General features: G+C 67.8%; 22 protein-coding genes. 1 reads left to right on the top strand and 21 read right to left on the bottom strand.

Annotation, left to right across the window (positions count from 1 at the left end; genetic code table 11):
• Window positions 1-455: 455 nt before the first annotated feature.
• The 20 genes from CKO28_RS00240 to CKO28_RS00145 all read right to left on the bottom strand — a co-directional run bounded on the left by CKO28_RS00240 (window position 456) and on the right by CKO28_RS00145 (window position 14701).
• On the bottom strand, window positions 456-1046 hold the full coding sequence (locus CKO28_RS00240) for a hypothetical protein (protein WP_200338485.1): 591 nt from the start codon (window positions 1044-1046) through the stop codon (window positions 456-458).
• Window positions 1047-1110: 64 nt separating this feature from the next.
• Complete coding sequence (locus CKO28_RS00235; protein WP_200338483.1) at window positions 1111-1881, bottom strand: DUF4344 domain-containing metallopeptidase; 771 nt, start codon at window positions 1879-1881, stop codon at window positions 1111-1113.
• Window positions 1882-1917: 36 nt separating this feature from the next.
• Entirely contained in the window at window positions 1918-2574 is a 657-nt protein-coding gene (locus CKO28_RS00230) for a hypothetical protein (RefSeq protein ID WP_200338481.1), read from the bottom strand.
• Window positions 2575-2623: 49 nt separating this feature from the next.
• Complete coding sequence (locus CKO28_RS00225; protein WP_200338479.1) at window positions 2624-3154, bottom strand: hypothetical protein; 531 nt, start codon at window positions 3152-3154, stop codon at window positions 2624-2626.
• Window positions 3155-3198: 44 nt separating this feature from the next.
• Window positions 3199-3627, bottom strand: a complete 429-nt coding sequence (locus CKO28_RS00220) for a hypothetical protein (RefSeq protein ID WP_200338477.1) — start codon at window positions 3625-3627, stop codon at window positions 3199-3201.
• A gap of 27 nt (window positions 3628-3654) precedes the next feature.
• Entirely contained in the window at window positions 3655-4050 is a 396-nt protein-coding gene (locus tag CKO28_RS00215) for a hypothetical protein (protein WP_200338475.1), read from the bottom strand.
• A complete protein-coding gene (locus CKO28_RS00210; RefSeq protein ID WP_200338473.1) occupies window positions 4032-4586 on the bottom strand; it encodes a hypothetical protein in 555 nt (184 codons plus the stop codon). Before CKO28_RS00210 ends, CKO28_RS00215 begins: the two co-directional genes overlap by 19 nt.
• 37 nt (window positions 4587-4623) lie before the next feature.
• Window positions 4624-5115 carry a hypothetical protein gene (locus CKO28_RS00205; protein WP_200338471.1) on the bottom strand — a complete coding sequence of 164 codons (492 nt, stop codon included), beginning with the start codon at window positions 5113-5115 and terminating at the stop codon, window positions 4624-4626.
• A gap of 43 nt (window positions 5116-5158) precedes the next feature.
• Entirely contained in the window at window positions 5159-5602 is a 444-nt protein-coding gene (locus CKO28_RS00200) for a hypothetical protein (RefSeq protein WP_200338469.1), read from the bottom strand.
• A gap of 29 nt (window positions 5603-5631) precedes the next feature.
• Window positions 5632-6210 carry a class I SAM-dependent methyltransferase gene (locus CKO28_RS00195; protein WP_200338467.1) on the bottom strand — a complete coding sequence of 193 codons (579 nt, stop codon included), beginning with the start codon at window positions 6208-6210 and terminating at the stop codon, window positions 5632-5634.
• 31 nt (window positions 6211-6241) lie between these two features.
• Window positions 6242-6436, bottom strand: coding sequence for a hypothetical protein (locus CKO28_RS00190; protein WP_200338465.1), 195 nt, complete (start codon window positions 6434-6436; stop codon window positions 6242-6244).
• A gap of 50 nt (window positions 6437-6486) precedes the next feature.
• Window positions 6487-7428, bottom strand: a complete 942-nt coding sequence (locus CKO28_RS00185; protein WP_200338463.1) for a hypothetical protein — start codon at window positions 7426-7428, stop codon at window positions 6487-6489.
• A 54-nt stretch (window positions 7429-7482) separates the two neighbouring features.
• Window positions 7483-7806, bottom strand: coding sequence for a hypothetical protein (locus tag CKO28_RS00180; RefSeq protein ID WP_200338461.1), 324 nt, complete (start codon window positions 7804-7806; stop codon window positions 7483-7485).
• A gap of 19 nt (window positions 7807-7825) precedes the next feature.
• A complete protein-coding gene (locus CKO28_RS00175) occupies window positions 7826-8821 on the bottom strand; it encodes a queuosine salvage family protein (protein WP_200338459.1) in 996 nt (331 codons plus the stop codon).
• A 103-nt stretch (window positions 8822-8924) separates the two neighbouring features.
• Window positions 8925-9374: a hypothetical protein gene (locus CKO28_RS00170; RefSeq protein WP_200338457.1), complete on the bottom strand. Its 450-nt coding sequence runs from the start codon at window positions 9372-9374 to the stop codon at window positions 8925-8927.
• Window positions 9375-9377: 3 nt separating this feature from the next.
• Window positions 9378-9896, bottom strand: coding sequence for a hypothetical protein (locus CKO28_RS00165; protein WP_200338455.1), 519 nt, complete (start codon window positions 9894-9896; stop codon window positions 9378-9380).
• Window positions 9897-9912: 16 nt separating this feature from the next.
• Entirely contained in the window at window positions 9913-10476 is a 564-nt protein-coding gene (locus CKO28_RS00160; protein ID WP_200338453.1) for a hypothetical protein, read from the bottom strand.
• A 56-nt stretch (window positions 10477-10532) separates the two neighbouring features.
• Window positions 10533-11081 carry a hypothetical protein gene (locus tag CKO28_RS00155; protein WP_200338451.1) on the bottom strand — a complete coding sequence of 183 codons (549 nt, stop codon included), beginning with the start codon at window positions 11079-11081 and terminating at the stop codon, window positions 10533-10535.
• A 127-nt stretch (window positions 11082-11208) separates the two neighbouring features.
• A complete protein-coding gene (locus tag CKO28_RS00150; RefSeq protein ID WP_200338449.1) occupies window positions 11209-13119 on the bottom strand; it encodes a cobaltochelatase CobT-related protein in 1911 nt (636 codons plus the stop codon).
• A gap of 280 nt (window positions 13120-13399) precedes the next feature.
• Complete coding sequence (locus tag CKO28_RS00145) at window positions 13400-14701, bottom strand: sigma-70 family RNA polymerase sigma factor (protein ID WP_200338447.1); 1302 nt, start codon at window positions 14699-14701, stop codon at window positions 13400-13402.
• Window positions 14702-14898: 197 nt separating this feature from the next.
• Between CKO28_RS00145 and CKO28_RS00140 the strand changes: the two genes are divergently transcribed.
• Window positions 14899-15135, top strand: a complete 237-nt coding sequence (locus CKO28_RS00140; protein ID WP_200338445.1) for a hypothetical protein — start codon at window positions 14899-14901, stop codon at window positions 15133-15135.
• 3 nt (window positions 15136-15138) lie between these two features.
• Here CKO28_RS00140 and CKO28_RS00135 read toward each other — a convergent pair whose 3' ends face one another.
• On the bottom strand, window positions 15139-15717 hold the full coding sequence (locus CKO28_RS00135; protein WP_200338444.1) for an AAA family ATPase: 579 nt from the start codon (window positions 15715-15717) through the stop codon (window positions 15139-15141).
• Window positions 15718-15861: the final 144 nt, after the last annotated feature.

Genomic DNA, 15861 nt, shown 5'->3' with positions numbered 1-15861 from the left:
GTCATGCGTGCAAATTTTACCAGTGCGACGCCTCATCGCCCCGCTCCGCAGAGCGGCGCTGAGCAGGGCCGTACGGTTATTCATGTCTCCGCGCCGGATGACATCGAACAGTACGAACTAGCCCGAGAGCCCGGCGAGTCGGATGAGAGCTTCGAGCGCCGTAAGTATGTGATCGATAAACTCCTCGGGCGTTAATGGCGCCACCCCCAGACACACCGGGCCCATATCGGCCCGGTGACTTCGTTATATGCAATTTCCCGTACGATGAAGCACCCGATGCCCCTGGGCCGAGTCCGCACATCGGTCTGTGTTTGGCACAATGCCAAGCGGCGGACGTACCGCAGTCGTTTTGGGGTACACGACATCTCAACCCTGGCCGGAAGGCCGGGCGCGACCGCCAGGTGTCTATGCCATTTCCGAGGCCAAGGCCCGGCAGCTTGGTCAGAACAAAGCGTTCACGATAGACCTTCGGCGCATTGCTTTTCTGCCTGCGACGCGAACCTTTTTCCCGAAAATAGATCAGCCCGATCGCGGCACAGCCGGTTCGGACCGAGATTTGGCCGACAGACTCTTCCGCGATCTGCAGGCCCTGATCGACGGGCCAGGGATCGTTGTAAAGCTCGGCCCCTTGCGGCCGAACCGCTAGATATTGAGCAACCTGATTTAACGGGATGAGCCTTCTTCATAATCACGTACTCGTATCGTGACACTTCGCGGAAGTCGTGCCATTCGGGTTTCCGCCAGAAATCGCCGTCGTCCATGCCAAACGAACCGGAACCGTCGTCATACGTGCATTTCCAATTCGTTTCGTCATAAACGGTGCATTTATCGAACCGTTCTATGCCGAACCCATCTTTCTCGACGACGGTCTCATCTTTGACGCGGTAGAAAGAGACGGCTGACGTCATCCATGGCGGCGTCTCTTCCGACTCTGGTGCCCGGACCAGTTCGTACACCGGGTCTCCGGTCGTCGTCATGTCGCCGAAAAACAGGGCGAGGCCCCAGAGTGCGGCGAGGAGGAGGCCGATTCTGCCCAGAAGCTTCAATGCTCGACCTTCCGGTTCTTCAGCGTCACCGACGGCGGCTGTGCGTCGGATCGGCTCGTGGTGCTCACCCCTTCATGAAGGGCTGCAGCAGGCGGTCCCAGTTTTTCACGGCTGCCCGGAAGCGGCGCGGGCAATGGGTCGCGCTGCGCCCGAGTTCCCGCTTGAGGTAGGCGAGCTCGCGCGGTGCCGAGCCGTAGCTGTAGCAGAGCACGTCAGCGGCGCGCTGGCGATCGAAGTCGTGCTCGTCGGCGAACCGGGACGGACCGCCCAGACCCTTGAAGAGGCCGGTGTCTCCGAAGTCGTTGCGGGTCGCCCAGTAGCGCGCCACCAGCAGACCGAAGTCGGATTGCTGGGTGAGGAACAGGGCGGCGAATTCATCGACGGCGTTCTCGTGCTCGCCGACGATCGGGAGATCCAGCACGTCGATCAGGGCGTGGCCGAGCTCGTGCAGGATGATGAAGGCGACATTGCCGGCGAGGGCCTTGCTCTTCTGCCGGCGCGACAGGTCGTCGTACCGGAACTCGGTCATGATGTCGTGGACCAGCTCAGCGCAGATCATGATCGTGGGCTTGCGCTGCGGCCCCGGGGGATCCTGGTAGAAGGCGTTCTGCTCGCCGCACCGACCCGAGGTCATGAAGACCGTCTCGTCGATCGCGAAGTGCATGTTGAAGTGCTCGGCGAACTTCTCGTTTAGCTCCGAGGTTAGCTCCGCGTAGCGATGCGGGTCGCGGGGCCCCGGCGCCCGCAACTCCGCGGACGCGCCCCCGGCCGTCCACACGGCAACCAGCATCGCGATGGCGATCAGGATGGCGAGGCTGCGGTTCAGGCGGCTCACAAAGCCCTCCTTTTTGCGTCCTCTCATCGCGTGGTTTCAGTTCCGATTCAGTCGGACGCTGCGCGTCACCCGTTCTGCGATCGGTTCCATCAGGATCCATTCGGCCAGTCGATAGCTGAAGGTGAGAAAGAAGGTGCGGGACGCAGCGTACACGCGGATCAGCCGGACCTGAAAGGGCGAGCCGGTCTGCGTATCCGCGCGTTGATAGCGAGTCACGAGCGCGGTTAGGCCATGGATATCGCGTACCTCCGTGCCCTGCCAATCTGTGACCTCGAAGCCCATCCTGGAGACACCCTTCTTGATGCCCTTGCGCAGACCGGGATCGACGACCTCCGCGACACGGTCGCGTTGTCGTTTGACCGTTCCCTGAGTGAGTTCGGCGTCGGGGAAGTAGCGGATGTTCGTGCTGGCGATCGGAGTGCCGTTATCGGCGTAGAGCAGCGCGGAAAGCGGTGTCTGGCTGCGGGCATTGACGTCGGGCTTCACGATATCGGCCGTGGCGGTTGCCGCGGCGTCCAGCGTTGTTCGGCGGTTGTCGCTCATCACCTGGAAGTTTCGCGGCAGCTCGACGTGAACGCCCTGGGGCAGGACGACCTTGATAAAGCTGCCGGCGGCGCGGCCGGCCAGAGGTGTGCAGCCAATCGCTATGGCAATTGCGGCCGCGGCAAGACGACCGGCTGTTCGACGAAGCATTGAAGATGACCCCCGTTATTACCCCCGCTGACCGAGAGTCCTGCACACGTCATGAGCATACGCAAGTGCCCCGGGTGTTGGCGGGCGGTGCCGGGCAGCGTTCGAACCAGCCGCGCGCACGATGTTCGACGTCGCGGAGGTGGCGCCTCGTGAACGCGTCCTTCCAGTTTCGGCGGTATCGAGGGTCATCGGCCCCGGTGACGATCACCGGAGAGTGTCCGAACTGGTCCGCGGTCAGGTCGACGATCACCGACGACCCGTCGACCCGACCGACCACCCAGCAGTGATCGTGCCAGTGCCCTTGGGGGTCGCGGATACCGCCCGGGCGGCTCATCTCGCGCCCGATGACCCCGGGATCGGTCGGACAGAAGTCGGCCATGCCCTGGTGGACGCGCCAGCGGCCGCTCGGCCAGCGCGCCGACAGTGCCAGCAGCAGGAAGGCGGAAGAGAAACGGCACATGCCATGCGACAGGCAGGGGTCGTCCTGACAGCCGCGCTGCTTTTTCCAGGCGGCCCAGTGCGGCACCAGGTACGCACGCAACTCGCCGGCCGCCGCGATCAACCGATCCCGTCCGGTCATCTCAATCTCCGGGTGTGTTTGGCGTAAGGGGCTCGCGCCGGGCTTCAGCCCGTCAGGATTCGGCCGCCGAGCTCGCTGACGCGGGTGTCCAGATCGGCGCGCCGGTCGGCCGGGATCTGGACGACCACGGTCGTCTGGTTGAGCCGGCCGCTCGCGCGCAGCCAGGCCTCGTAGAAGTCGACGAATGGCCAGAAGGTGCCGTGTCGGATCTCGGTCTCTGGTCCCTGCCAGGCGATGATCCCGCAGTCTTGCAGGGCCATTTCCTGATCGGGGCGCAGCAGGGGCGCGCCGGCCTCGTCTTCGAACTCGAAGATGTCGTCGATGTACCAGTTCCGGCCGGGCCAGCCGGCGGTGTAGAACGCCCAGAACTCCGCGAAGGTGATCCGGTCGGTTGGCTTGAGGGTGCGCGCCGGGCTGGGCGGGCCTGTGTTGGCCCATCCCTGCGGCAGGTCGTCGGACGTCTGGGTGGGCACGGGCAGGGCTCCGATCGAGTGACGGGGTCAGAACAGGCGCTCGAGTTCACGCGCGGGCGGGGTGAGCGAGACGGGCTGGCGGGCGCTGCGGGCCGGCTGGGCCATCCGCGCGAATAGCTCGCGGGCCTCAGGCGCGCCGGGCTCAGCGAGCCGGGACTGGGCCGCGAGCGCGGCCTCGGCTGGATGGTGCGCGTCGACCTCGACCTCGCAGCAGACGGCGACTTCCCAGCGATCCGCCACATCGCTCGACATCTCGGTCGCGGCGAAGGCGTCATGCAGTTCCTGGAAGTCGGGCGCAAAAATCGCGATCGGCCAGCTGTCGGCGGCCCGGAAGGGCTGCTTCAGGGCGCGCATCACGGCCTCTTCCGCATCGCCGGCGGCGACCTCCGGTCGCGTCTCCAGGATCACGCGGTAGCGTTGCATGGGGTTTCCTCCGCGTCCTCAGTCTCCGCGTCCTCAGCCTCCGCGTCCTGGGCCTCCGGGCTCTCGACCGAGTTCCAGTCGACCAGCCGGAGCAGTTCAATCCGCCCGTTGACGGCCGGGTGGGAACCGGCGGCCGTGCGGCGCAGCGTGACGAGTGGGCGGCTATCGTCTTCGCGCCCCTGTACCAGCCGGAGCTCGATCGTCTCCCCTTCCGCCACCGGCAGGGTCGGAAGGATGAGGTCGAGGAACTCAGTGTTGGGGGCTATCGGATCGAACTCGCCCGCGTCGACCTGCTCGGCACAGCTGGCATCCGCCGTGACCATGTCCGCGTCCACGCGATCGATGAAGGCGTAGAGCCGCATCGGGCGGGTGAGCGCGATCTTCATGGCGAGCTCGCGTGCCTGCCAATCGGAGGACAGCAGGCCGAGGTGATCCATCCGCCGGGCGGTATCGGCGAGTTGGTCGAGCGTCTGCCGGAGCGTTGTGCGGCTTGCGGTGTTGTAGGCGCGCACGAGCTGGCGCTGGCGGTCGGACATGGGGCGGTCCTCGGTCGATGCCCGGGGCAAGAAGGCCTCAGGCGGCGTGATGGGCGACGATCTCGAAGGCTCGGGGTACGCGTGGACGGCGGGGTTCGGCGAAGGCCGTGCGCATCACCAGCTGATCAACCCGGCCAGGGGTCAGGGCGAGATCGGGGTAACGATTGGCAAAGCGCCGATGCAGTCCGCGCGCGACCATCGCGTCGAGCGCGCCGGGTTCCTCGACGGCCGGGGTGAGGGCGCGCAGGGCTTCCGCCGGCGCGTGCGAGCCGAAGATGTCGGCGTTGGCGAACATCCGTCGGCCATCAGCCGTGCGCAGCTGATAGAGCTCGGCGTCGTTGAGTGGGCTGGCCGGCCTGAAGTCCAGCGCATCGGCGCCCGGGTCGAGGCGGGCGATCAGACAGGTCAGAGCCTCTGGTGCGTGCGCATCGCGCAGCAGCAGGTGGCAGGCGCCCCCGTGCGGCTGACACCAATTCACCGAGAAGATCGCGGCTGTCACGCGCTCGGGCGCTGGGATAGGCTTGGACATGGCGGGCTCCGGCGGCTTGTGTCTGCCCGGGAAATGGCGTCGCTCAGGCCGTTTCGGCTCGCAGCGCCCGAAAGGTCTGGCGTGTTCGGGTGGCATCGACGGCCCCAAGGCGTGCGCCGGCCGCTGCGATCAGCGTCGCCCGGGTCTGCGCACGCGCCCAGTCGACGGTATAGAGGCAGTAGGACTCCTCGGCGTACGCGCGGTCGACGCCCAGCCCTTTCATGTAGGCCCAGATCCAGGCCTCGCGGAAGGCGGCTTCGGCGTCGGAGCCGTCCAGCGTTGTGAGCGTGTCGTCATCGCCCCTTTCCAGGGCGATCGCCTGGGCAATCGCCGCGTGGGCCTGACCGATCCGATGGATCGCGGTGTTGAGCGCGTCGGACTGGATGTCCGCCCAGCTGAGCCACAGCTGAACGTACTGTTCGGTGAGCGTCTGCTCGACGTCGTCGAGGCTGCACTGGCCAACCAGGTCGATAACTCCGGAGAGCATTGGCGGGTCTCCTGTGGGTCGAGACCGCGTCAGACGCGGCGGGCGACGGCGTTGATCCAGGTCGTGTCCCGACCGGGCATGCGGTCGCCGGTGTTGAAGATGCGCACGAGCTCCAGGTCCGGGCATCCGCACAAGAGGTGCTTCAGGCTGAGCCAGCTCTGGTCGTGCATGTAGCGGCCGAGACGATCGATCCGCGGGCCATCGCCTTCCTTGAAGGACATCTGGATCACCCCGCGGACCCTGAGTGCGCGGGCTAGCCTGTGCACGGCATCGGTGAGCGCCGCGGGGGTTAGGTGCAGCAGCGAGGCGCAGGCCCAGATGCCATCGAACTGCTCGTGCCAGTCGACCTGCTCGAACGTCTTGCAGATCGCCGGAACGCCGAGACGCTCGCTGGCCAGGCGGCAGAGCTCGTGATGGGCGTCGAAAGCGGTCACGCGGTAGCCGCGGTCGATCAGGACGCGGGCGTCCCGGCCGGACCCGCAGCCGGCGTCCAGCAGGTCGCGCGCGCCCGCGGGGAGGTTGCGCTCGAAGCCACTGAGGACCGTGCCCATGTCAAGGAAGGCGGTCGCCTCGAAGTAGCTTTCGGGATCGATCACGTTGTAGCGCATGCGGGTCCGGGCTCCGTCGGGGTATTGGGGATCAGGACAGCAAGGCGGAGAAACCGCCGCCGCTCAGCCAGCCGAGAAGGGCCGGCACGCCGATCACCAGGGCGATCGCTGAGACGGCGTCCCAGCGCAGCGCCTTGGCGTAGGTTCGGTCGTCGAAGTCGTCCTCGTCCGGGAAGATCTCCATCGGCAGGCGGTTCCCGCGGCGCGGGGTTCGCGGTCTTTCCATCACGGGTATCCTCGCTTCTCGATCGGGCAGGCGGCCGCGGCGACCGCGGATCAGACCTTCGCGGTCTCGATCGCGGATGCCTTGAGGCGCGCGATGTAGGTATCGCGGTCGGGAAGGGCGTCGCCCTGGGCAGAGACCTGCGCGAGCGCGTGATGCAGGGCGGCCCCGTAGCGCGCGGCGCCGAGCGCGGTCAGCCGGCCGACGGCCCTCCGCGGGCGGCCGGTCTTTCCGCGACAGAGACGATCGGCGACGTGCTTTCCGGGTGCGATTTCCCAGATGGCCTCGCCGGCATCGATCATCTCCAGCACTTCGGGCGGCTGGTTGTCGGCGCGGTCGTAGAAGCCGACCAGAGGCGGCTCGCCTGAGCGCGCGCGTTGCACGCCCTCGAGCAGGATATGCAGGCACACGCGGTCGACCTTGTGGGTTCGCGCCGCCTCGCTCAGGGCCCGCTCGGTGCGGAGCCAGCCTCGGGCCATCTCGAAAGCGGATTTCGGGCCATCCGAGATCTCCTCGACCTCGGCGTCACCGTCCCAGAAGACGATCCGCCGCTCGGCCCGCAGGGCCTCGTCGAGGTCGCCGCCGCCGGCGAGATGGTCCGCCAGGCAGTCGCGCAGGGTGGTTGCGACCAGCGACCCGGCGGGATGCGCCCGCTGAATGAGCGGCTGTCCGGCCGCATCGGCCAGTGTGAGCGTGTGGGTGTAGGAGCCATTCTCGAACGCGCCGTCGGCGATCATCTCGCGCCAGATCGCCATCAGGTCGAACTGCGCCGCCGGCCGGGTTGCGTCGGGCGCGCGCATCGCCGCTGCCTGGACCAGATCCTCAGGCGCGGAGAATTCGGTCAGCGGGACCTGGATGGCGCGCTTGACCTCGGCGATCAGCGCCGCCTGGGGGCTGCCGTAATAGAGCGTGCGCGAACCGCCGGAGCAGTTGTTTCGGGTGAGCAGGCTGACTGTCGCGCCATCCAGGGTGCATGGGGGCGTGTGGCCGGTCATTGGGCTCTCCAGGCAAGGCGCTCCAAGCTGAACGCCGGGGCAATGCGCCGAGACTCACTTGGTCGCGAGGGCGGGAAGGTCGCTCGGCTCGATGATGCAGGCTCCATTGTTCCAGACGGTCCCGGTGGGCAGCCGGATCAGCCGTGGTCCGGCTGCCAGGAGGTCGTGGATCTGCTCGACGGGCGCCTGGCCGGCGGAGATCAGCTCGGCGAGATCGAGGGCCGGCTCCCAGATCACCTGGACCTCGTCGGGCGCGTCGGGCACGGGCGCGGCGAGGAAGCGGTCGTGCCGGGTGGCACTGGCGCGGAAGGTGGGATCGAGGTAGTCGGCGTAGGCGTCGAGCACGGCTTGCGTCTTGTCCAGGGTGAGATCGTACATAGCAGCTTGACCGCGCTCTCTAGAACCACATGGTGTCGCAGCGCATCGCTGGCAGGCTGTTCGCCTGGAAGGCCGGGTCCTTGCGCAGCGGGATGAACAGCGCGCTGTCGATCACGCTGGTCGGCTGGCCGGTGGCCGCGCGGAGCAGGTCGGCGCAGACGATCGCGGCCGCCCGGTATTCGATGACCGGTGCGCTGGTGACGTCGAGCAGCCGGTCCGACGCGGTCAGTATCGTTCGCAGCGTATCCGAGACCCGGATAGCGCCCAGGTACGCCAGGATGCGCGGCATCTGGTAGTCGCTCGGGATCGGCAGGTCGAAGACGGCCGGGCTCCCCTTGTGGTGCAGGTGCCCGTGCAGGAACAGGAAGAACAGGATCGCCTTCTTCCGGAACGGGTCATCTCCGAAGGCAGCCGGGAAGATGCGAGCCAGGCGGTCCGCGTGATCGAGCCGGAAGATGTGCTGGCCGGTATGGCTTCGGGTCGCCTGAACCAGCTCAGTGAGTGCGTCCAGACGCTGGCGCTCGGCGAACTGCATGGCGATCGCGAGGCGCGCGTCGGGATAGGGCAGGTCGGCCAGTTCCGGCTTGAGCTCGGCGCGCGCCACGGCCGGGTCGGTGATGTGGACGCCCGGCAGCTTGCCGGCCGCGCGCAGGCGCGTGATCCAGCTCGAGAGCGCGCGGGCACCGCTCCCGGCCTCGGCCCACTGGCGGATCGACCCGTCGGGCGCGGTGTCGAAGTAGCCGCCGTTGGGCCCCGCGAACAGGGCGAACTCGAGCGCGGCGGCGTGCAGGTGGGTGTCCGGTTCGGGCAGCAGCCAGGCCCAGCTGGCGGGCTCCCCGTCGGCGACCATCTTGCCGATCGCGAGCAGGCGCTCGGGGACGACTTCGGTGTGATCGCCGGCCTCGACGATGTCATGGGCGATGTTGGCGAAGCTCTCCGTCGTACGCGCGTGCGCGAGGCGCAGCGCGGCCCCTTGGATCCTTGCGTCGCTCGCGGACTGGGTAATGACGGTCATTGTGAACTCCAATAGGTGCCGCCGGCGGCCGGGCGACGTCAGTCTAGCGCAGGATGGTTTCCGGAACATGGGCGCCGCGCGGCGGTGTTGGCCGGCGCGCGGCTCACGCGGGCAGGATCCAGTCGCCGCGGGGGCGCGTGTGCCGGGGCGGTCGCGCTGCTGCCGGCAGGCCGGTGTCGCAGATGACCCGGATCTCGAGTGTGTTCATCTTCTGCCAGCGCAGCTGGGCGCTTCTCGGCACCGGCAGGGTAGCGAGAAGCCGGTCGAGCAACTGGTCGTCGGGCTGCTGGGCGAACAGGATCTGCTTGCCGATCTCGGTGAGGTCGCCGATCAAGGCGGGCTTGAAGCGGTAGGCGGCGTGCGTCTGCGCGTCACCGACGTAGAGCTCGCCGCAGTAGGCCTGCCCGCCGACCCAACGCCAGGCCATCGGGTCTCCGCGTTGGCGCGGGTCGCTTGCCAGGATGCGCGTGCTGTCGCGCGCGGCGAGACCGAGGCGCGTGTAGCCGGCGTGCAGCAGCGTGAACTGGCCGGCTGGGAGCGGGTTCGGGCTCACCGCTTAGATCCAGACCTGGTTCGGGCTGCGGCCGCGCCGGCTGGGACACATCAGGCTGCCCCGCGGGCGCGCGGCCGGATCGTGGGAGAAGAGATCCAGGCGATCGGTGCCTGCTTGGGCGTCGAAGTGGGTGTCGTGTGCGCTGAGAGGCCCGGCGGCGAGCGTGGTCATCGCGGCACGCGTGATGCTGCCGTCCCTCTGAGGCTTCAGTATTCCCTGGCTTGCCTCGATCATGCAGGGGTCGTCCAGGACGTCGGGGATCGGGGCGAGCCAGGCGCCCGAGAGGACGTGCGGCTGTGGATCCGGGTCGAGGGCGACCTTGGTCCAGCGCCCGGGCCCGCCCGGCGTGATCTCCAGCGGCAGTGCTTCGAGCGTGAATGAGCTGTCGATCTCCATGACGTAGGCGCGTGCAGCCGGCGTGCGCGCCCGCGGGTCGTGCAGGATCACGAAGAAGCGCATGGTGCCGTTGATGGTCCGCGCCGCCTGGTAGGGGCTGTAGCTCGCGATCAAGGTCCAGTTCATCGCCCCGGTCTCCTGCTCAGAGCCAGATGTTGTTGTTCCCGGTTCCGCCCGACTTGCGCCGGCGGCCCTTTGGGGCCGCTGACTTCGCGGTCGTACCGGCGGTGGAGGTCTTGCTCGGCGTGCCGGCGGCGGGCATGACCTGCGGGCTGGTGCAGATCAGCTGGATGCGGCCGCTCGCATTGCGGAACTTGTCGATGTCGAGCTGCGTGACACCGCCGTTGGGCAGGGCCTTGAAGGCACGCTTCAGCGCGTTGCCAGCCGCCGTCGCGAGCATTTCGGCCGAGGTGATGCTGGGTCCCTTGCGGAGCTCGTCGGCGATCGGCCCGGAGTTGAACAGCTCGCCGGCGGCGAACGGCGTCGGGGCGAGCCGGGTTTCGCCGTCGTCCAGTTCGATCTCCTCGAGCGTGGCGCCGGTCCCGCGCGCGGGCGCCACTTCCAGGCGGGTCTGGTAGATGAGGCGCCCGACGAACGCCTGGTAGTCGGACGGTGCCCGCGCATCCAGCAGGATCAGGTAGGCGTTGCCGTCGAGATCGAAGGCGTGGTGCGCGGTGTAGCGGGCGAACGGCTGTGGGGCGGTCATGGCGGTCTCGGACAGGAAACGTGGGGGCGTGACGGGCGGCGCCGGGCGCGCTGCGATCAGATCCAGATGTTGTTCGCGCCCTTCTTGCCGCGCCGGCGCGGGCCGGCGGACTTGGCGTTCTGGCCGCTGGCGAGTGCGCGGCGGCCGGCGGCGGTGCCGCTCTGCTGCGGGATCGTCGTGTCGGAGTGCACGATGATCGTGTCCTCCTGGATCTCAGGCGCGGCCTTGGGATAGGCGGCGGCCATCGCGGTCGCGATTCGCGATAGGAAGTGCTGACGCAGGTCGCCGGCGTCCTGCATCTTGGGCGTGACCTGGCCCAGCAGCTTGAGGAAGTCGGCGTCGGTCTCCTGGAGCCCCAGAATCTTGAGGCCAACGATCGTCTGGGTCCCGGTCTTGGTCGAGAGCGACACCTCGCCCAGACCCGGTGGGGCGCCATCGCAGTTTTGGATCGTGGCCAGGCCGCCCTTCTTGAGGATCGTATAGAAGTAGCGGAATTCCGACGGCGCGCTGCTATGGTACTTCGTGTTGTCGGCGACAACGGCGGTCTTCCCGTCGATCGTGCCGACCTTGAGCTGGTATTCCGCGATCGCGGTGGTCCAGGACATCGCTCGATCTCCTCGTGGCCGGGCGCATGCGCCCGGTTCCTTGTTTTGTCATTCCGGCGATGCGCGAACCGCCGCCCCGGTGCCCTGATCGGGCCGGGGCGGCGGAACGCGTGAGCCGTCGGCCGCGCTAGACGTCGTGCAGGTGCGCGGCGGAGTAGCTGGGCAGCATCCCCTTCTTGAGCTTGTCGCCCAGGATCGCCTTGGCGAGCGTGCCGAGCACGGCCGCGGAGATGTCCTTGGCGTCGGAGACGCTGGCCCAGTTCTTGAAGCAGCCCTTCACGGCGTCGGACTGGATGCCCAGGCCGAGCACGGTGACGCCGCATTTCTCGACGGCTTCGACCGCGCGCTTGCAGGCTTGGTTGTCGTCGGAGGCGCCGTCGGTCAGGACGAACATGACGTGACGGCGTTCCGGGCGCTTGGCCAGGCGCTTGTGCGCGGCGTAGATGGCGTCGGTCGTGGGCGTGCCGCCGCGCGGGACCTCGGTCATGTTGCCGAGGCTGGTCAGGGCGGCGGAGTGGTTCGCCTCGAAGTCCTTGAAGACGTAGACCGGGATCGCCCGGACGTCGGCCTCCTCGCCACGCGCCTGCATCGCCTGGATCAGCACCTGGGCTGACTGCGGTAGGTTCTGTTCGTCGTCGGTGCAGGTGTAGCCGATCATCTCGTACTTGATCGGGGTGCCGGCGAACGCCTGATGCAGGACCAGACCGAGCTGCTGGCAGACCTTGAGCTTCTGGCCGCGCATCGAGTCCGAGCAGTCCACGACCACCTCGACGGCGGTGTCGATCTTCTCGGCCTTGCGCTTCTTCCGGTAGATATCCGGCGCACCCATCACCGCCTGGGTCAGGTGGTCGCCGTCGAGCAGGCCGTCGTTGCGCCCGCCGCGCCAGCGTTCGCGGGAGATCGTGCGCAGCGCGCGCCGCAGGGTGCGGCTGGTGATCCCGACCTGGTCGGCGATCTTCGCCTGGGCGTCCTGCGCCCGCTGGGTCCCCTGAGGATCGGCCAGCACGTCGGCGGCCGGCCCCTCCGCGGCGTTCGAGGTGATCGCGTAGGACTGGGTGTAGTGGCTCTGCTTCTCCACGCCCATGTCGTCGAAGGCGTCGTTGAGCGAGTGGCCGACACCCATCGGGGTGGGGCCGTTCTGCTGCCCGCCGCCGGAGCCGCCGTTCGACAGGCCGCCGCCGGCGTTACCCTGCGGCGACTGCTGGCCGGCCCCGTTGCCGCCGATACCGCCCTGGCTCTGGCCACCCTGGCCCTGCTGCTGGTTGGCGAGCGGGTCGTGGTTCGGGTCGGCCGGCGGATCGTTCGGGTCGAACGGGTCCTTGCGGATCTCCTCGGCGATCCGCCGGGCGTGCTGGAAGCACTCCTCGCTGCTCTCGACGTCGATGATCTGGTTGAACCAGGTCCAGACGCGCTGTTGCAGCGTGACCGGCATGGTGTCCATGCAGTCCTTCGAGGACTGCGTCTTCAGACCGAAGTAGATCGACCGCGCCCAGGTCAGCGCCACCGTGCCCACGATACGCAGGTCCTTGGCGATGTCCGGCTTCTGGCGCCATTGCTCCATGTACTTGGCGCAGCAGCGGATCTCGGTCGCGGTGAAGTTCTTGTGTGCGCCTGGATAGATCTCGAGGAAGTTCCTCTCGATCATGTAGTCCTCGATCGCGTTCCAGACGTGATGGAGGAGGGCGTCCTTCTTCTCCGCGTCGGTGCGGCCGTTCTCCATGAAGTCCCAGTCGGTCCAGATCAGGTGCGAGGCCTCGTGCGCGGCAAAGCCGCGCAGTTCCATCGCGATCGGGGTCGGGACGACCAGCTGCGGGGGCAGCTGCGGGATATTGACGTAGTTCAGCTGATCCGACGCGAAGGCCTCGTCGCCGTAGAAGCCGACGTTGATCTTGGTGTTCCCGAAGGTCGGCACGATCCCCATGATCTCGACCATCAGCTCGTGCGCCAGGATGCCCTGGTCGCCGGCCATGACGTTGGTCGGCGTCTGGGCCGGCTGGTTCGTCTGGCCCTGCTGGGCGGCAGCGGTGGCTCCGCGCATCGCGGTCTCCTCTCGGTTCTTTTTGGGTGCGCCCGTCGGCTTGGTGCCGGCGCGGGCGGTCGGCGCGTCGCGCCGACGACTGTCTTCTGGTTCGTCCTGACTGACGTGCCGTTCACGGCGCGGGCAGCGTCAGCCGCGGGCGTTCGTCAATTCGGGGACGCCCGCAGCTGACCTGCCGACGCGGTCTTTCTCCCGCCTTGCCTTCCGGCCCGCGGGCCCTGCGGTCGCGGGTTTCTCGACCGGAAATGGGGCCGGTGCCGGCCCGCTGAGCGGCCGTGATTCAGGCAAGATCGCGAACCTCGTAACCGGCTCTGGCGATCGTGGCCGCGACCAGGCTCAGCGCCTCTTCCTCGTACTTCCTGACCTGCTTGCGGGTCATTCGGCGGCCGGACATTGCAGCGAGCCGTGCGCCGATCTCGGCGTAGGAGACCTTGCCGTCTTCGGCGAAGCGCAGCCTGAGGATATCCCGGGTGATCTCCGGCAGTTGCTCGATGGCGCGGCCGCACATGTCCAGGCGCAAGCGCTCGGCCTGTTGCGCGCCGAGCTGGCTCTCGGGTGTGCCGGCGGGGTCGGTCAGCGCTTCGATCAGGGCGTCCACCCCTCGGCTGTTGATGCCGCCTTCGACGTGGCCGGCCGGGTCCTCGCCGAGCGTGTCGATCGGGACGTCGTTGCGCTTCAGGCGCGGCTCCATCCGCGCCACCGTCTCCACCGAAACGCCCAGCTGGTGAGCGATCCAGAGCCGGCCCTGGTCGTTCAGGTCCTTCTGGAAGCGGCTCTCCCACTGCCGGCGCAGGCGGGAGAAGTTGAAGTAGACCCGCTTGTCGCTGAGGTTTGTGCCCACGCGCGTCGTGCCGGACTGATCCATCATGAAACGATGGATTGCGTGTTTGATGGCGTTGCGGCAGAAGGCCGAGATCCGCCCGGCGGCCGGATCGACCTTGTCGAGGCTCTCGATCAGGGCGAGCCGGGCTTCCTGCAGCAGGTCCTTCTTGTAGTCCCAGCTTGCGCCGCCAGATTCCTCGACCATGCGCCTGATCAGCGGCTCGAAACGATCCAGAAGCTCGGCGCGCGCGTCCGCGTCGCGGTCGTCCTGCCAGCAGCGGATCAGCTCGGCTTCCTGCTCTGGCGTGAGCATCTGACGCCGGCGCTTGCGCTGGCCGGGCCGCGGCGCCGACGTCAGGCGTGGCCGGGCGGTCAGGGCGCTGGTCTCCGCCTTCAGCTGTGCGGCGCTCTTGCCGGCGATCCGGGCGACCTCGTCGCGGATGCTGGCGGGCAGGCTGTCGAACGCACGCGTATCCGGCGTCCTGTCCTGCTCGGGGCTCGCCGCGGGCGCGGCCTCGGGCGCGACTGGCTGCACCGGCGCGTCGGCGTCCGGGGCCGGCAGATCGGTTTCGTAGTCGAGCACGTAGGCGGTGTCCGCGATCTCGATATCCGGGAAGTCGAGCCTGTGCTCGATCGCGAGCGCGAGCGCGCGCTGGTAGCTGACGAGCGCGCGGCAGGCTCCTTCGATCAGGGTGGCGCCTTCGGCATGGGCCGTGCGCAGCTCGTGGAGCGGATCGTGATCCGCGAGTTGAATGGTCATCACATCTCTCCTCGTCGTCTCCGGTTTGGCACCGTGCGACGAGACCCTCGTCCGCCGGCGCTCTTCTCGGTTCACCAGAAGGGCGCCCGGCTGGACGGGGGTCGGGCGGTGGAACACCGCCTCTTTCATGCGCGCGCTGGCGCGCGATCACGCTGGGGCGCTTGTGCCCGAGCGTGAACGAAAATAGAACAAAGAGGATGACACGCGTTTCTGCCGACCAGCGGATGCGCTGGTCGCACCCCTACACGGTTGAGCTCGGTGAGCGCCCGGGCGGTTGGGGCCGCGACCTGGATCGCGTGGTCGACTGGTTGATCCGCAGGCATCGCGGACGGCGGCACGACTGGGCGATGCTCGGCCTCAGGGTGTATTTCCGCCATCAGGCCGATGCTGAGCGGCTGGCGCGCCTGCTGGAACGGCTGGGCTGCGGCGCGTGATGCTCAGGCGACGCGGCGCGGCCCCCGATACTGGTTGCTAACCCAGCTGACCGCCTTGTCGGCGATCTTCTGGGCGTCGGCCATCTCAGGGCGCGCGCGGAACACCGGCGCAATCTGGTGGGCTTCGATGAAGCTCTCGATCTTGCGGTCGACCTCGATCGCTTGCGCCTCGGTCTGGACCCGGCCGACGGCCTCGTAGGGCGCGCCCGGCCGCTCGACGAACACGTTGAGGGAGGGGAAACGGTAGTGCGCCCACAACGCCAGCTCGGTGACCGCGTCCGGGAACTCGGCGGGTTTGTAGATTGCAGAAAACAAAACTGGGCTATCGGTCACCACGATGTGCGCCTGGCCGGCGACCCGATGGATCCGCTGGTACTGCTCGCCCAGCACGTACAGCTGGTTCTGCAGGGCCTGACCGCGGCCTTCCCAAACCAGGTCCTTGGCGAACTCGGCGGCCAGTTCGACCGTCCATCCAGTACCGGCCTGCTTCAGCGCGGCGAAGATCATGGAGGCCAGCGTGGACTTGCCGGCACCGGGGCCGGCGAGGACGTTGATGACGAGGGGGCCGGGGTTCTGGGTCATCGGATCGGGTCTCCTGGGCGCAACGGGTCGTCGGGTCGTGCGGCGGCGTCGCCGTGGATCAGGAGATGGGTGTCTCCGGGTGCTCCTGACGCGTAATTTTTAGCGTCCAGAGAGGCTTGAATTCAGTTCCGAAGGCACAAAAAA

Origin of the sequence: Rhodovibrio sodomensis (genome assembly GCF_016583645.1) — a bacterium.
GTDB classification, from domain to species: Bacteria; Pseudomonadota; Alphaproteobacteria; order Kiloniellales; family Rhodovibrionaceae; genus Rhodovibrio; species Rhodovibrio sodomensis.
The sequence above is the reverse complement of the archived record's forward strand: the minus strand, read 5'-3'. Positions and strand labels throughout refer to the sequence as shown.

Bases quoted from the DNA above. Each gene is read 5' to 3' on its own strand.
- CKO28_RS00230 (WP_200338481.1), bottom strand. From the start codon at position 2,574: ATGCTTCGTCGAACAGCCGGTCGTCTTGCCGCGGCCGCAATTGCCATA.
- CKO28_RS00225 (WP_200338479.1), bottom strand. From the start codon at position 3,154: ATGACCGGACGGGATCGGTTGATCGCGGCGGCCGGCGAGTTGCGTGCG.
- CKO28_RS00215 (WP_200338475.1), bottom strand. From the start codon at position 4,050: ATGCAACGCTACCGCGTGATCCTGGAGACGCGACCGGAGGTCGCCGCC.
- CKO28_RS00210 (WP_200338473.1), bottom strand. From the start codon at position 4,586: ATGTCCGACCGCCAGCGCCAGCTCGTGCGCGCCTACAACACCGCAAGC.
- CKO28_RS00205 (WP_200338471.1), bottom strand. From the start codon at position 5,115: ATGTCCAAGCCTATCCCAGCGCCCGAGCGCGTGACAGCCGCGATCTTC.
- CKO28_RS00200 (WP_200338469.1), bottom strand. From the start codon at position 5,602: ATGCTCTCCGGAGTTATCGACCTGGTTGGCCAGTGCAGCCTCGACGAC.
- CKO28_RS00195 (WP_200338467.1), bottom strand. From the start codon at position 6,210: ATGCGCTACAACGTGATCGATCCCGAAAGCTACTTCGAGGCGACCGCC.
- CKO28_RS00190 (WP_200338465.1), bottom strand. From the start codon at position 6,436: ATGGAAAGACCGCGAACCCCGCGCCGCGGGAACCGCCTGCCGATGGAG.
- CKO28_RS00185 (WP_200338463.1), bottom strand. From the start codon at position 7,428: ATGACCGGCCACACGCCCCCATGCACCCTGGATGGCGCGACAGTCAGC.
- CKO28_RS00180 (WP_200338461.1), bottom strand. From the start codon at position 7,806: ATGTACGATCTCACCCTGGACAAGACGCAAGCCGTGCTCGACGCCTAC.
- CKO28_RS00175 (WP_200338459.1), bottom strand. From the start codon at position 8,821: ATGACCGTCATTACCCAGTCCGCGAGCGACGCAAGGATCCAAGGGGCC.
- CKO28_RS00165 (WP_200338455.1), bottom strand. From the start codon at position 9,896: ATGAACTGGACCTTGATCGCGAGCTACAGCCCCTACCAGGCGGCGCGG.
- CKO28_RS00160 (WP_200338453.1), bottom strand. From the start codon at position 10,476: ATGACCGCCCCACAGCCGTTCGCCCGCTACACCGCGCACCACGCCTTC.
- CKO28_RS00155 (WP_200338451.1), bottom strand. From the start codon at position 11,081: ATGTCCTGGACCACCGCGATCGCGGAATACCAGCTCAAGGTCGGCACG.
- CKO28_RS00150 (WP_200338449.1), bottom strand. From the start codon at position 13,119: ATGCGCGGAGCCACCGCTGCCGCCCAGCAGGGCCAGACGAACCAGCCG.
- CKO28_RS00145 (WP_200338447.1), bottom strand. From the start codon at position 14,701: ATGACCATTCAACTCGCGGATCACGATCCGCTCCACGAGCTGCGCACG.
- CKO28_RS00140 (WP_200338445.1), top strand. From the start codon at position 14,899: ATGACACGCGTTTCTGCCGACCAGCGGATGCGCTGGTCGCACCCCTAC.
- CKO28_RS00135 (WP_200338444.1), bottom strand. From the start codon at position 15,717: ATGACCCAGAACCCCGGCCCCCTCGTCATCAACGTCCTCGCCGGCCCC.